This is a genomic window from Paenibacillus sp. FSL P2-0322, assembly GCF_037975315.1.
Taxonomy (GTDB): domain Bacteria; phylum Bacillota; class Bacilli; order Paenibacillales; family Paenibacillaceae; genus Paenibacillus; species Paenibacillus polymyxa_B.
Genome location: NZ_CP150243.1, coordinates 2,184,931 through 2,198,634, shown reverse-complemented (window position 1 = coordinate 2,198,634; position 13,704 = coordinate 2,184,931). Strand labels below are relative to the sequence as shown.

Annotated in this window: 15 protein-coding genes; 2 read left to right on the top strand and 13 right to left on the bottom strand. The window is 49.4% G+C overall.

Annotation, left to right across the window (positions count from 1 at the left end; translation table 11 throughout):
- Nucleotides 1-217: 217 nt before the first annotated feature.
- From rnc to MKY24_RS09770, 10 genes are all read right to left on the bottom strand, one after another.
- Entirely contained in the window at nucleotides 218-916 is a 699-nt protein-coding gene (gene rnc, locus MKY24_RS09815) for a ribonuclease III (RefSeq protein ID WP_013309856.1), read from the bottom strand.
- 12 nt (nucleotides 917-928) lie between these two features.
- Nucleotides 929-2,167, bottom strand: a complete 1,239-nt coding sequence (fabF, locus tag MKY24_RS09810) for a beta-ketoacyl-ACP synthase II (RefSeq protein WP_023988165.1) — start codon at nucleotides 2,165-2,167, stop codon at nucleotides 929-931.
- Nucleotides 2,168-2,395: 228 nt separating this feature from the next.
- Nucleotides 2,396-2,629: an acyl carrier protein gene (locus MKY24_RS09805; protein ID WP_007429985.1), complete on the bottom strand. Its 234-nt coding sequence runs from the start codon at nucleotides 2,627-2,629 to the stop codon at nucleotides 2,396-2,398.
- 107 nt (nucleotides 2,630-2,736) lie between these two features.
- Nucleotides 2,737-3,486 (bottom strand): 3-oxoacyl-[acyl-carrier-protein] reductase, encoded by a 750-nt coding sequence (gene fabG / locus MKY24_RS09800; RefSeq protein WP_023988164.1) that lies wholly within the window; start codon nucleotides 3,484-3,486, stop codon nucleotides 2,737-2,739.
- A gap of 51 nt (nucleotides 3,487-3,537) precedes the next feature.
- Nucleotides 3,538-4,482 (bottom strand): ACP S-malonyltransferase, encoded by a 945-nt coding sequence (gene fabD, locus MKY24_RS09795; protein WP_339201874.1) that lies wholly within the window; start codon nucleotides 4,480-4,482, stop codon nucleotides 3,538-3,540.
- 81 nt (nucleotides 4,483-4,563) lie between these two features.
- Nucleotides 4,564-5,553: a beta-ketoacyl-ACP synthase III gene (locus MKY24_RS09790; protein ID WP_023988162.1), complete on the bottom strand. Its 990-nt coding sequence runs from the start codon at nucleotides 5,551-5,553 to the stop codon at nucleotides 4,564-4,566.
- Between the two features lie 8 nt (nucleotides 5,554-5,561).
- Nucleotides 5,562-6,554: a phosphate acyltransferase PlsX gene (plsX, locus tag MKY24_RS09785; RefSeq protein ID WP_023988161.1), complete on the bottom strand. Its 993-nt coding sequence runs from the start codon at nucleotides 6,552-6,554 to the stop codon at nucleotides 5,562-5,564.
- A complete protein-coding gene (gene fapR, locus MKY24_RS09780; protein ID WP_007429980.1) occupies nucleotides 6,538-7,134 on the bottom strand; it encodes a transcription factor FapR in 597 nt (198 codons plus the stop codon). The genes plsX and fapR overlap by 17 nt, the downstream gene beginning before the upstream one ends.
- A gap of 282 nt (nucleotides 7,135-7,416) precedes the next feature.
- Nucleotides 7,417-7,590, bottom strand: a complete 174-nt coding sequence (gene rpmF / locus MKY24_RS09775) for a 50S ribosomal protein L32 (protein ID WP_007429979.1) — start codon at nucleotides 7,588-7,590, stop codon at nucleotides 7,417-7,419.
- Between the two features lie 187 nt (nucleotides 7,591-7,777).
- Nucleotides 7,778-8,296 carry a DUF177 domain-containing protein gene (locus MKY24_RS09770; RefSeq protein ID WP_023988160.1) on the bottom strand — a complete coding sequence of 173 codons (519 nt, stop codon included), beginning with the start codon at nucleotides 8,294-8,296 and terminating at the stop codon, nucleotides 7,778-7,780.
- A gap of 355 nt (nucleotides 8,297-8,651) precedes the next feature.
- On the opposite strand from MKY24_RS09770, the gene MKY24_RS09765 reads away from it, so the two are divergent.
- Nucleotides 8,652-9,887 carry a nucleotidyltransferase gene (locus tag MKY24_RS09765; protein ID WP_339201873.1) on the top strand — a complete coding sequence of 412 codons (1,236 nt, stop codon included), beginning with the start codon at nucleotides 8,652-8,654 and terminating at the stop codon, nucleotides 9,885-9,887.
- On the opposite strand, the gene MKY24_RS09760 is transcribed toward MKY24_RS09765, so the two are convergent.
- Entirely contained in the window at nucleotides 9,877-10,908 is a 1,032-nt protein-coding gene (locus MKY24_RS09760) for a S16 family serine protease (RefSeq protein WP_339201872.1), read from the bottom strand. The two genes, MKY24_RS09765 and MKY24_RS09760, sit on opposite strands and share 11 nt — an antisense overlap.
- 197 nt (nucleotides 10,909-11,105) lie before the next feature.
- On the opposite strand from MKY24_RS09760, the gene MKY24_RS09755 reads away from it, so the two are divergent.
- Nucleotides 11,106-12,389 carry a nucleoside recognition protein gene (locus tag MKY24_RS09755; protein ID WP_023988157.1) on the top strand — a complete coding sequence of 428 codons (1,284 nt, stop codon included), beginning with the start codon at nucleotides 11,106-11,108 and terminating at the stop codon, nucleotides 12,387-12,389.
- Here the strand turns inward: MKY24_RS09755 and coaD are convergent.
- Together coaD and rsmD are read right to left on the bottom strand one after the other, a co-directional pair.
- Nucleotides 12,352-12,873 carry a pantetheine-phosphate adenylyltransferase gene (gene coaD, locus MKY24_RS09750; protein ID WP_013309846.1) on the bottom strand — a complete coding sequence of 174 codons (522 nt, stop codon included), beginning with the start codon at nucleotides 12,871-12,873 and terminating at the stop codon, nucleotides 12,352-12,354. The genes MKY24_RS09755 and coaD overlap by 38 nt on opposite strands.
- The gene (gene rsmD, locus MKY24_RS09745; RefSeq protein WP_028542741.1) at nucleotides 12,866-13,507 is read right to left on the bottom strand and encodes a 16S rRNA (guanine(966)-N(2))-methyltransferase RsmD; all 642 of its coding nucleotides are present in this window, start codon (nucleotides 13,505-13,507) and stop codon (nucleotides 12,866-12,868) included. Before rsmD ends, coaD begins: the two co-directional genes overlap by 8 nt.
- Nucleotides 13,508-13,704 lie beyond the last annotated feature (197 nt).

Below are 13,704 nucleotides of genomic sequence, written 5' to 3'. Positions count from 1 at the left end.
ACACCGTACACCTGATTGATATGAATTATCCCTATTGTAGCATAAACTAGCTTGTATAAAGCACAGTACCGACACTCACATTACACCAGCAAAGCCACGAAAAAAGAGCAAAACGCAGTCCATTCGCCATTACGGGCCGGGACTCCCCGCGGACTGCCCTTTGCTCTTACTTTGTGTCCCCTGCTTGTGTAACCCGTCCGGGCTGCTCAGGTACCGATTACGATTCTGCCAGCTTCAAACGGTTTAAAGCTACTGCCGCCGCTTGCTGCTCAGCTTCTTTTTTGGAGCGTCCCGTACCTGCCCCTAGCCGTTCGCTGTCCATATATACCTCAGCTACAAACTCGCGCTCATGGGCTGGTCCGCGCTCCTCTACAATCTTGTATTCAAGCATCCCCATGTTATGATGCTGCGTCAGTTCCTGAAGCTCTGTTTTGAAATCACTCATCTGAAGCTTACCGTTTAATACAATTTGAGGAAAAATATAACGTTCCAGAAACGACCGGACGGCCTCCAGACCCTGATCCAAATAAAGCGCACCTACGAACGCTTCGAATACATCAGCCAACAGAGCCGGACGAGTACGTCCACCTGTCAACTCTTCACCTTTTCCAAGCAGTACATATTGCCCAAACTCAAGCCCGACAGCAAACTTCACCAGAGAAGGCTCACAGACAATAGCTGCACGTAGCTTGGTGAGTTCGCCTTCGGGTCGATTAGGGTACTGATTGTACAATTGCTCGGACACCGTCAGTTCCAGAACAGCGTCACCTAAAAATTCAAGACGCTCATTGTCTGCATGCTGACTGAACCGATGTTCGTTTACGTAGGAAGCGTGCGTAAAGGCCTGCTTCAGAAGCTGCCGATTGTTGAATTGAATATGAAGTTTCTGCTGTAATTGCTTCAAGTCTCCACTCAACGAACTGACCCCTTATGCTTCATATTTTTTTAGAATAACCGTAGCATTGTGACCGCCAAAACCAAAGGAATTGGACATAACCACATTCAGTTCCGCTTTTCTCGGCTTATTAGGTACATAATCAAGATCGCATGCCGGGTCTTGATTATCCAAATTAATCGTTGGCGGAATCGTCTGATGCTGAAGGGCGAGACCACAGATCACGGCTTCAACGCCGCCCGCTGCACCCAATAAATGCCCTGTCATCGACTTAGTTGAGCTGATCGCTACCTTATAGGCATGCTCTCCCAGCGTTTTCTTGACTGCTTCCGTTTCGGATTTATCACCGACTGGCGTAGATGTACCATGTGCATTGATATAATCAATCTCTTCAGGATTCAATCCAGCATCACGGATCGCCATTCTAATGCAGCGTGCTGCTCCCTCTGGATCAGGCTCCGTCATATGATGGGCATCGCCAGAAAGACCGTAGCCAATCACTTCACCGTAAATACGCGCACCACGCTTCAAAGCATGATCCAACGATTCTAGAATAAGAACACCAGAGCCTTCGCCCATAACAAACCCGTCTCTTTCGGTATCAAAAGGACGGCTTGCCTTTTCAGGCTCGTCGTTACGCGTGGACATTGCTCGCATGGAACAAAATCCAGCCATACCAATCGGACGAATAGTCGCCTCAGCTCCTCCGCAAATCATGGCGTCTGCGTCACCACGCTGAATCATGCGGAAGGAATCACCAATAGCATGACTGCCCGTGGCACAAGCCGTAACCGGTGATGTATTGGGGCCTTTAGCACCGAGTGAAATTGACACTTGACCGGAACCCATATTAGCAATCATCATCGGGATGAAGAAAGGGCTTACGCGTTTAGGTCCTTTTTCAATCAGTGCGTTGTGCTGATCCTCCCAAGTTCCCAATCCACCAATACCGGAACCGACAGATACACCAACACGCTCAGCATCCGCATTTTCTCCGATTACAAGTCCGCTGTCCTCAAGCGCCAATTTACTAGCAGCAACCGCAAACTGCACAAAGCGGTCCATTTTACGCGCATCCTTACGTTCAATATAATCCTCTGGATTAAAATCTTTAATGGAAGCGGCTATTTTCGTAGTGTACTCACTTGTATCGAAAGCTTCGATTTCACTGACGCCGGATTTTCCAGCCATCAGATTATCCCATAGTGTGTTCAAATCCTGTCCCAGCGAAGTGATTACACCCATTCCTGTTATGACAACACGTTGTTTCAAAGATAATCACCTCTATGTCTACTGCATATTGTATTTTAAGACCGCACTCTCTTGTGCGTAAAAATAATATAGAATCAACTAAAGTTAGTAATGCCGCATACTCCTCAGCCTTTGACTAAGTGAAGCTGAGCCAGACTCAAAAACACGCGGCAATTCCGTCTTTAGTTCAATCTGTATAATTAGGAGAAAGTCCCGCCTGTAACAGAACGGGACTTTTGATGACATGAATTAGGTATGAGATTGTATGTACTTCACAACTTCACCTACAGTTGTAATTTTCTCTGCATCTTCATCAGAGATTTCCATATCAAACTCATCTTCCAATTCCATTACCAATTCAACTACATCGAGAGAATCAGCGCCTAAATCATCTTTAAAAGATGCTTCAAGTGTAACTTCGGCTTCGTCGGCTCCCAAACGGTCAACGACAATGCGTTTTACGCGCTCCAATACATCGGACATCCGGCTCACCTCCTCTTAGGTATTATACGAAAATTACAATTAAAATGCCATAGAAGAGAGTTTTCATTGACAACTCTTCATCGGGGCATGCGGATTGCAACATGCTACTACATATACATGCCGCCATCCACATGCAAAGTCTGGCCCGTCATATATGAGGAAGCATCCGAGGCCAAGAACAGCACCACGTCAGCAATTTCCTCAGGCCGTCCAAGACGGGCCAGCGGAATACCGCTCAGCATATTGTCACGCAAATCATCAGCCAGCACCTGCGTCATCTCAGTATCGATGAATCCAGGAGCCACACAGTTCACTGTAATACCTCTCGAAGCAAGCTCTCGAGCAGAGGATTTGGTAAGACCAATTACCCCTGCTTTAGCAGCAACGTAGTTGGCTTGTCCTGCGTTGCCAAGTACACCAACCACGGAGGAGATATTGATAATTCGGCCAGAACGCTGCTTCATCATTGGACGTGTTGCCGACTTAAGACAATTAAACACACCCTTCAGATTCGTTTCGATCACCTGATCGAATTCCTCTTCCTTCATGCGCATGATTAAATTATCTCTTGTTATGCCGGCATTATTCACCAGGATGTCAATCTTGCCCCAAGCGCCAATCACATCCTTGATCAACTGATCTGCTTCGTCAGCGCGACCGACATTTGCCTGAACTGTAATAGCCTCTACACCTTTGGCACGAATCTGCTCTGCTACCTCAGTCGCAGCCGCTTCACTACCAGCATAGTTTACCGCCACATTAGCACCTGCTTCAGCCAGCGCCAGCGCAATACTACGGCCAATTCCGCGCGACGCTCCCGTAACGAGCGCCGTTTTTCCACTCAATGGCTTAGACATCATAGTCCCCCCCTTGCAAGTATATAACCCGTTAAGGCAATGATTATACTTTTAACGGGCCTCCAAGGCTTCCGTTACAGAAGCAAACGACTCCAGGCTGCTTATATTATACAGCTTAACCGATTTGTCGATTTTTTTAACCAGTCCAGTCAATACACTTCCCGGTCCAAACTCAACAAAGGTGTCAACACCTTGTTCTAGTAGCCATGTTACACTGTCTTCCCACAGTACCGGAGAATAGACCTGATCCACCAACAGTTGGCGAATTTCGCTCCCCTCACGTACAGGTTTAGCTGTTACATTGGCAACAACCGGAACCTGAGCTTTGGAGAAAGTTACAGCCCCCAACTTGCCGGAGAGCTTGATCGCTGCTTCCTTCATCAGTGACGAGTGGAAAGGACCGCTAACCTCCAGAGTAATAGCGCGCTTGCCTCCTGCTTCCTTCACACGTTCAGCGACAGCAGCTACGCCCTCCTTCGTACCAGATACAACAATTTGTCCAGGACAATTGATGTTGGCTAGTTCGACCAGTTGACCAGACTCTGTAATATCACGGCACAATGCTGCCAATGCTTCACGATCAGCTCCCAACACAGCAGCCATCCCGCCTTGCCCATCAGGAATGGCCTGCTCCATGAACTCGCCACGTGTACGAACGATTTCAACCGCATCCTCAAATGCGAGGACACCGGAAGCGACTAGCGCGCTGTATTCTCCTAGACTGTGTCCAGCCACATAATCGGGATGAATGCCCATTTTTTCCTTGAACGCTTCATACAACGCAATGCTCGCCGTTAACAATGCAGGCTGCGTATTGGATGTTTGCTTCAAAGCTGTGTCCGGCCCTTCAAAAATCAGTGTGCTTAGTGCGAACCCTAACCGTTCGTCCGCTTGGCGAAATACTTCTGTTGCAGCTGGAACTGCTTCATAAGCATCTTTAGCCATACCTACAGCTTGTGAACCCTGACCGGGAAATATAAATGCCGTTTTGCCCATCGTGTATGCACCTCTCTGTATCCAATGCTTGTCCTGTAAAACACTACACAAATTCAATATTATATCAAAACTTCCATTTTATTACCAGACAAGAACCGACGCTCCCCAGGTCAAGCCACCGCCAAAGCCCACCATTAATACACGGTCGCCTTCCTTCATGCGGCCTTCCTCAGCTGCTTCCACAAGAGCGAGAGGGATTGATGCTGCCGATGTATTCGCATATTTATGAACATTAACAACTACCTTTTCCTCTGGTAAATCCAGACGTTGCATCGCCGATTGGATGATGCGAACATTGGCTTGATGCGGAACGAACAGATCAATATCATCTTTGGACAGCCCTGCTTTTTCCAACACATCGACCGTTGCCGTTCCCATAACACGAACCGCGAACTTGAACACTTCGCGTCCGTTCATGTAAATATAGTGCTGTTTATTTTCCAGTGTGTCTGCACTCGCAGGCAAACGCGAGCCTCCTGCTTCCAACTTGAGTAAGCTGCCTCCGGCACCCTCAGCCCCGAGATCAAAGGATTGGAATCCTCTACCTTCAGGCACTTCACCAATCACTACAGCTCCTGCACCATCTCCGAATAGAACACAGGTATTGCGGTCGGTATAATCTGTAATCCGAGAAAGACAGTCTGCCCCAATGATTAATGCATTATTATAGATACCTGTCTTAATGAAGCTCGTTGCCGTAGCCAGTCCGTATACAAAACCCGAGCATGCCGCAGACAAATCGAAAGCTGCTGCGCCTTTGGCTCCCAATTTGTCCTGAAGAATGCAGGCAGTTGACGGAAACGCCATATCCGGTGTAACCGTAGCTACAATAATTAAATCCAGATCCTGTGCCGTCATACCCGCGGACTCCAACGCCTTAATTGCTGCTTCATAAGCTAAATCAGATGTAGCCTGCTCTGGAGCCGCAATATGGCGCTCCTGAATCCCTGTACGGCTGACAATCCATTCATCACTTGTTTCTACGATTGCTTCCAAATCTTTATTGGTCAGAATTTTCTCAGGTACGTATTTCCCTGTTCCGATAACACCAACCGGCCGTAATTTATTCATATCGTCACTCACTTCCTGCTGATTTCCTTGGATATACTTTCCACCAACCGGTTTTGCAAGGCCGTACGAGCCTGCCTTACCGCATTTTTGACGGCAACGCCGTCAGACGAACCGTGACTTTTCAGGACGAGTCCACTCAAACCCAGCAAAGGAGCCCCGCCATGCTCTTTATAATCCAATTTACCTTTCAGACTGCGAAGCTCAGGCATAATCAAGGCTGCCGCAAGCTTGGTCTTCAAGGATTTGGTGAATTGCTCTTTTAAGAGAGAAAATATGGCTCCGGCTGTACCCTCTAGCGATTTTAGCATGATATTTCCAGCAAATCCATCGCACACCAGTACATCGCAATTCCCGGTTAACACATCTCTCGATTCAACATTACCCACAAAATTGACAGGTAACTGCTCAATAAGTGGATATGCCAACTTCGTCAGTTCATTGCCCTTCCCAGCTTCGGTCCCCACATTCAGCAGACCCACCCTTGGAGAAGACACACCGTGAACTTTCTGACGATACAAGCTCCCCATCAGTGCATACTGGGCAAGATGCTCAGGCTTGGCATCCATATTGGCTCCCAGGTCCAGCGCTAGAATACCCTGATCATCTATCGTTGGTATCATCGGCGCGAGAGCCGGACGTTCAATGCCCTCCATTCTTCCAACCACCAGCAACCCTGTGGTCATTAGCGCGCCTGTATTACCTGCGGATATCATGGCATCCGCTTCGCCTTCTCTGACCATTCGACCAGCTACGACCATCGAGGCATCCTTTTTACGGCGCACTGCCTTTACAGGCTCGTCCTGCGCATCTATCATTTCGGATGCATGGCGAATGCTGAGGTTCGTCGGCAACGCCCTACCGTTCAGAACCGATTCAATTCGTTCCAGGTCACCAACCAGCGTAATGTCCGTATCCTTCCATTCCGCTGCCGCAGATAGCGCGCCCTCTACTGTCGCCTCAGGAGCATTATCTCCCCCCATGGCATCAATGGCGATCCGCATGCTGACTTCCTCCTTCGCTATACTCTTCCTCCGTGGAGCGATAAATGACAAAGTTGCCTTGGAACACCATTTCTTCTCCTACGTAGGCAAAGACTTCCACTTTAGCCTTCCCTTTTTGTTCTGGATTTGAGCGTACATATGCCTTGGCAATGCACTTCTCACCTAAATGAACCGGGCGGACAAAGCGTATATCCGCTGATGCAGTCAATGCTATCTCATCATTAATCACGGCAACGGCCAATGAATTGGCCTGAGCAAATACATAATGCCCCCGCGCAATGCCAGTACGCGAAAAAATATGTTCCTCTTTAATCTCAAAAATCGAAATACCGCTTCGATCCAACTGTAGATCAACGATATCCCCGATCACTTCATGCAAAGGCAAGGAACGAACCTGGTCGTAGGAGCGCTCAGCCATCAGCTTTAGCCGTTCCCGCAATTCTGGGATTCCCAGTTCCATCCGGTCCAGCCGAATAGTCTGAATACTTACCTTCAGCTGTCTTGTCAATTCCTGATCCGTTACGAACGGATTATCATCAATTAATTGAGTCAGCCGCTGCTGTCTCTGTCTCTTCGGCAAACGTTCGATGTCAGTGACGCCTCCTTTCCCTACAATAAACTGTCGTTCAGACGACAGTTCGGGTTACTTTACTTCACTTTCTAACGGCGAAACTTCAAGCCGATTTGTCTTCTTGTATGTATAAAGGAACCTCTTCGGCCCTTCTTTCTTAGAACCTGGTACTAAAACAGTATATAGCATGCTGACGTAAAAAGGAAGCATGCAGACAAAAAAAAGTAGCGCCTCACTGAAGTGAAGCGCTACTCTTCCTGCGAAGATTCCAAAGAATCCGCTTATCGGACATTATTGAGAGATGATCTCTCTAGCTTTGTACGTTCCGCAAACTTTGCACACATGGTGAGCAAGTTTCAATTCGCCGCATTCGGAGCATTTCACCATACCTGGTACTGCCAGTTTAAAGTGAGTACGACGTTTGTCGCGACGAGTTTTGGATGTTCTCCGTTGAGGTACTGCCATTATTCCCACCTCCTTAACCAGATCACCCCCGCATAGCGGGTATGACTTCTTATCTCATTCAAGACTGAAAGAAAATGCCAGAAGCAATTATCTTACAGCCGGTGAATCAAGCCTGCAACATCCACGCATCGGTTCAGTAACTCTCCGGCACAAGCGGATGATGATTTTTCAGAATTGAACTCAATTCTCATTTAAAAAAATCCTTAAGCCCTGCCAGACGCGGATCAATCTTTTCCGTATCGCCATCGTTACTGTCATCGGAGCCAATACTCCAGTTTTGTCCGGTCTTTGGTGCGATTCCCTGACAATCCTCACTGCACAAAGGCGCAAACGGCACATGCAGTACAAACAGTTCTTCACAATACGGTGCAATGTCGAAGGAGTCCTCCGTCACTGCGATAAAATCGCCATCTTCATCCTCCTCTTCAACACTCGAAGAGGTTTGCTTGAACCGTTCACGGAATTCAATCTTTAAATCCTCGTGCATCGGGCTTAAACAGCGTGAACACAGCATGTCCAGACCTGCGGTCAACGTGCCTTCCACGCTCATCAAGCCTTGACCCAGACTAACGGCGACCAAGTCGGTCTCCAGCGGGGAAACGGCCGTAACATCAGCACGATCATCCACCAATTCACTCACATTAAGAGATTCACGGATAGGAAAAGGACCGTCACTTGTTGCTACTTTGCGAAAAAATAGTTGCATCACTATCACTCCAAACAAACAAAAATTATTATACCGACTGATCGAGTCGTTTGTCAACACCTTTCACTTTACACCACTCACAAATCCACCGGTTTTCCAATGGTTCGACAAGTTTTATGCAGAAGCAAAAATGCATTGTGCTAAACATGTACCGATGAGTATTCGTACCCCCGCCACTCTTCGTGTACAATAATGCGAGTATAAAGCTTTTTCGTCCAGGTCTCAATGGTCTTGTTCATGCCGACGATGAAAAACAGTATAGCTGCCCTGAAAACAATCATTCACGGGTACTTAACCATTATTATCAAAATAGTTACCCAATAAGTTACTTTAAGAAAGGAGCTGACATACGGTCTTGAAAACACTCGGTATGGTTGTAGAGTACAACCCCCTGCATAACGGACATGTCCATCACTGGGAGGAGTCTCTTCGCATCACTGGTGCACAGCGCACAGTGGCTGTGATGAGTGGCCCTTTCCTTCAGCGGGGTGAACCCGCGATTACAGACAAATGGTCCCGCACCGAAATGGCACTCGCCATGGGTGTGGACCTGGTTCTGGAGTTGCCTGTGGCCTATGCCGTCCAGCCTGCAGAATGGTTTGCCCGCGGAGCGGTCGCCCTGCTCCATGCGATGGGCATCGTCGATGCGCTCTGCTTCGGTAGCGAGAGCGGAGACATCGCCCCGCTGCGCGCGCTGGCCCGCGTGCTGGCGGCAGAGTCGGCCGAGCTCAAGGCCGGCATCGCGCAGCGCCTAAGCAGCGGCGCGAGCTATCCCGCTGCCTACGCGGGAGCCGCAGCCGCGCTGGCGGCCGAAGGAGAGGACGGCGCTGCGCTCGCCGCCCTCATGCAGCAGCCCAACAATACGTTGGGGCTACATTACTTGATTGCGCTGGAAAGGCTGGGCAGCACAATCAAGCCCTTCACGGTAGCCCGCACGGGATCGGGCTACCATGAAGCCGCGGCCCCTACGGACGGAGTCATCGCCAGCGCCACGGCCATCCGCCGTCTGCTGCTGAACGGCGGGCCTGAGGCCGCGTCGCCGTACATACCTGCGGCGACACTGGAGATTTTGCGGCGCGAGTGGCAAGCCGAACGCGCGCCGCTGCATTGGGAAGCGTTCAGCCAGCCGCTGCTGAACGCTCTGATCACACGTAGCCCGCAGCAGCTGGCGGAGCTGCACGAGGTCACCGAAGGGCTGGAGCATCGTCTGCGGCAATCGCTGTACACGCTCCCCCAGCCTTCTGTGGAGGCCCTGCTCGCCGCTATCAAGACAAGGCGCTATACTCGTACGAAGCTTCAGCGGATGTGTACACATATTTTGCTGAATCATGCCAAAACCGATATGACTCCGGCTGAGCTGGCGAATGGTCCGGGCTATATCCGCGTGCTCGGCTTTAACAGGGCTGGACGCGAGCTGCTGGCACGCATGAAGCAGACAGCCACCCTTCCGGTATGGGTCAAGCTGTCTGCCGGATCACATCCTCAGCTGGACTGGGATACAGCCGCAGCCACCATACACGCAGCCGGGATGCCACGTCCCGCCATCCGCGACATGTATGCTGATTACTTGCGACCGCCCATTATGGTTTGATGGGCAGCTTTTCCATATAATTCAGCGCATCGCCAAGCTTGCGAACCGGAACAAGCTTCATCCGGGTTCCAATTTGCTCAGCTTTGGCCTTCGCCTCTTTATAATTATCTGCAGGGACGAAAAACAAATCCGCATCCTGACGGTCAGCAGCAACTATTTTATACTTTGCACCACCAATCGCTCCAACCTGACCGTCCTTATCAATAGTACCCGTACCGGCTGCACGATATCCCTTACTCAGATCACCTGGTGTCAGTTGGTTATAAATTTCCATGGTAAACATCAAACCTGCCGAAGGACCGCCAACATCCGTAGATGTAAAATGAATCGTTTTACGTCCATCCTTCGGCTGTACCTTCTGTACCGTGGCAATACTGACGCCAAATCCAGAACGTTGCTTGCCCGTCTCACTGTCCTTGATGGTCGTTAAGGGAGCTTGCACGGTCAGCAACTTTCCATCACGCTTTAGCTTCACTTTAGCCATTGTTCCCGGTTTTTCGTCCTCCAAAGCCTTCCGAATGGAACGATTATCGGTCACCCTCACTCCGTTCAGCTCCAATATTTCATCTCCAGGCTTGAACACGCTGTTCGAGCCCGGGACCTTAAATACATACACGTAATCTGGCACAATCCGATAGGGGACATGGGCACGGGTGTATGCAGCCTCCATTGCGGAAGATTGGGAATCCCCCATATACCATACCTGCTCTGCCGCATATTCGTCTTCACTTCTTCCATGCAGACGATCCTCTTTGCGTTGAATCTCCGAATTGCGGTCCAACTTGGACAGGCCCAACATGATAACATTGGCATAACGCGCCGATACCGTCGTCATCATAAAATTCCCCCGTTCGATGCTGTCACCCTCCTGGACTCTAACCATCGGTTTGATCTCGTTTGCCCCACCTGGTCCATAGATCAGATAAGGGGTTGGCATATAGACCAGCACATAGACCATTGCAGCCAGCATTAAGACATAACCGGTTGTAAAAAAAGCTCTTTTCCGGTTTATTCGTTTCATTGCTTCTCCCCCTTGCAGCCTAACTTCTCCTATCTTACCCAAGTGCCTCTACGCCACCTGTTCTCAAGCCTTCCGAAAAAGCATACATTGTTTACGACAACGTATACGAACAACCTATCCCAAGACAACGAACGTGAATAAACGCTGGAGACAGCATCCGACTCTCCTTAGTATATTTATGAGAGGTGAATTCTTTGATGCAAAAGGAAGCCCATTCCGCTCCTTATTGGACAACCGTACTGCTTGGCCTTGGAGCCATTTTACTTGTACTGGCTGTTGTCGCCTCACCAGAAAAAGTATTTCAAGCCTCTACTCAAGGCCTTAAGCTATGGTGGAGTATTATTTTCCCGGCCATGTTGCCTTTTTTGATGCTGTCCGAAATGCTCATCGCCTTTGGTCTAGTACATGGACTAGGTGTCCTGCTGGAGCCGTTTATGCGATTCTGGTTCCGTCTACCCGGGCGAAGCGGCTGGGTATTGGCCCTCGGCCTGACCGCAGGATTCCCGGCTGCTGCGGAAGCAGTGCGCCAATGGGCACAACAGGAGGATATGACCGCGTTTCAGCTTCGACGTCTAACCGCTATCGCTCATTTCTGCAATCCGATTACCATCCTGCTCGTCATCGGGACAGGGCTACTGCACAATGCTGCCGCAGGTGTGATGTTACTTGCCGTTCACTGGATTTCCGGGCTGCTGGCAGGCTGGATCACAGCCAGACTACCTGTACCGTCCAAAGAATTGCAAAAACGGGAAACGCCAGCTGCCCTCCGGCGCACCTCAGTTTCCCGTACTTCTCCCTCCCTGATCCGATCCGCATGGGAAGCTACCCGCTCTGCCAGAGAACGGGACGGCCGCAGTTTCGGAAAACTGTTGGGCGAAACCGTATCCCATGCTGTACAGACGCTGATGGTGACAGGTGGATTCATTATTTTCTTTTCCGTACTGATTCGACTGCTGTCCATATATACAGGCCAAGGATCGCTTTCTTTCATATGGCCTGCCTGGATGGAAATCCATCTGGGTTCCTATGAAATCAGCCGTCTGCCCTTTGATCTCCGTACACAAGCAGCCCTGATCAGTGCTGTGTTGGGCTGGGGTGGCCTGTGCGGCTGGCTTCAAATTACCGCCGTCACCAGGCCTTCCGACAAGGGCATCACCTTCACCCTGTCACGAGTACTCCATGGGATCATTGCTTTTGGACTTACCTTGGCGACATGGGTCCCGCTTAGCCGCATCTTCAGCAATACAACTCCCGCTTACGTCAGTCGCAGTTCTGTGTCTTCTTTTGCGGAAAGCGTAAATGAATCCGCCACGCATCCTGTCATGGCCGGAGCCAGCGGCTTATTAACACAAATTGAAGGAACATCTATGTACCCCTGGCAACTAACCGTACTGTCCATTGCACTGCTAGGTACAATTATAGTTACCCTGCTGGCCTTTTCCTTTATGACTTCATGGTGGAGCCGCCACGATTCGCGTTGACCTTCGCACGCAGTGCGTCTTCCACCTCCGGTGCCACCAGATCTACAACCTTGCCATCAAAATGCGCAATTTCCTTCACCATACTGGAACTCAGATATGAATAAGCTGGATTGGTCATCATAAAGATCGTTTCCGCATCCGGGTTCAGCTTATGATTTGTAGAGGCTAATTGTAGCTCATATTCAAAATCAGTCACCGACCGAATTCCTCTGACAATAACCTGGGCCCCTTTTTGACGTACATAATTAGCTGTCAGATCACGGAAGCTGTCCACTTCAACGTTCGGGATATCGCGAGTTACCGTTCGCAGTAACTCCATTCGTTCCTCAAGTGAAAACAGCGGATTTTTACTAATATTGTTAAGAACCGCGACAATCAATAGATCAAACTGTCTGGCTGCTCTTTGAATAATATCCTGATGCCCCATCGTCACGGGATCAAAAGTTCCCGGATATACAGCAATACGTGGTTTGTGCTCAATCATGATGGTCCTCCCCGTCTGATTCGCTGATGCCGAATTTGACCCCTCCGGCTTCTGTATGTTCTACGACATCCGACAAAACATCGGCTGCAAAATGATAAATAGATAACGCCGTTTCACCATAAACTGCTTTTCTGACCTGTTCGAACGGCCCGAAGCTTTCCGGATATTCATGTCCCGATTCATACTCCAGCACGATGATTGCATCTGAACGAAGCAAGTTCAACTCAGCCATACGGCTCATTAATTCATCTCCGTGTTTGAGACGATAGGGTGGGTCCAGAAAAACAGCATCAAAAAGAGCTCCACGTTTTGCCAGCACCTTGAGCGCTCGTCCGGCATCATTGCGGAACACTTCAGCCTGTCCTTCCAATCCAGTTTTTCGCAAATTTTCTTTAATGACATCAATGCTTTTGGATTCCATATCAATAAAAACAGCCTTGTCCATTCCCCGGCTAAGCGCCTCTATACCCAGGCCACCACTGCCAGCAAACAAATCAAGTGCGACTCCCCCATCAAAATAAGGACCTATCATGCTAAATAGCGCTTCCTTGACCTTATCCGTGGTCGGCCGCGTCCCTGTGCCGGGAACTGCCTTTAACGGCCTTCCTTTGGCACTACCCGATACCACTCTCACGCTGAAACTCACCTATTTTCTATATGTGTTCATAACCATATAAGATTATGACGCTATCGTACCACATGCACCGCCGTTTGAAAAACTTAGGATGAGGCAGGTATAAAAAACCATTCCCTGGGCATCCTTAGGATATCGGCATTCAACCAATGTCGTAGACAACCGCGGAGAAGACTTACGTTTCCCCATAAGCTCTT